At 52.5% G+C, this 1,013-nt stretch carries 1 rRNA gene; it reads left to right on the top strand.

Annotation, left to right across the window (positions count from 1 at the left end):
* Positions 1-15 precede the first annotated feature (15 nt).
* Positions 16-1,013 (top strand): 16S ribosomal RNA (locus tag ACI48I_RS24135); the annotation flags it as partial.

The raw sequence follows: 1,013 nt of genomic DNA, 5'->3' as shown, positions 1-1,013 counted from the left end.
CAACAAACAGAGATTGAACTGAAGAGTTTGATCCTGGCTCAGATTGAACGCTGGCGGCATGCTTTACACATGCAAGTCGAACGGCAGCACGGGGGCAACCCTGGTGGCGAGTGGCGAACGGGTGAGTAATATATCGGAACGTACCCAAGAGTGGGGGATAACGTAGCGAAAGTTACGCTAATACCGCATACGATCTAAGGATGAAAGTGGGGGATCGCAAGACCTCATGCTCCTGGAGCGGCCGATATCTGATTAGCTAGTTGGTGAGGTAAAGGCTCACCAAGGCCACGATCAGTAGCTGGTCTGAGAGGACGACCAGCCACACTGGAACTGAGACACGGTCCAGACTCCTACGGGAGGCAGCAGTGGGGAATTTTGGACAATGGGCGCAAGCCTGATCCAGCAATGCCGCGTGAGTGAAGAAGGCCTTCGGGTTGTAAAGCTCTTTTGTCAGGGAAGAAACGGTAGGGGCTAATATCCTTTGCTAATGACGGTACCTGAAGAATAAGCACCGGCTAACTACGTGCCAGCAGCCGCGGTAATACGTAGGGTGCAAGCGTTAATCGGAATTACTGGGCGTAAAGCGTGCGCAGGCGGTTTTGTAAGTCTGTCGTGAAAGCCCCGGGCTCAACCTGGGAATTGCGATGGAGACTGCAAGGCTTGAATCTGGCAGAGGGGGGTAGAATTCCACGTGTAGCAGTGAAATGCGTAGAGATGTGGAGGAACACCGATGGCGAAGGCAGCCCCCTGGGTCAAGATTGACGCTCATGCACGAAAGCGTGGGGAGCAAACAGGATTAGATACCCTGGTAGTCCACGCCCTAAACGATGTCTACTAGTTGTCGGGTTTTAATTAACTTGGTAACGCAGCTAACGCGTGAAGTAGACCGCCTGGGGAGTACGGTCGCAAGATTAAAACTCAAAGGAATTGACGGGGACCCGCACAAGCGGTGGATGATGTGGATTAATTCGATGCAACGCGAAAAACCTTACCTACCCTTGACATGTCAGGAA

This window comes from Massilia sp. LXY-5 (assembly GCF_059801075.1).
Note: the sequence above shows the minus strand (reverse complement) of the source record. Positions and strands in the feature narration are given on the sequence as shown.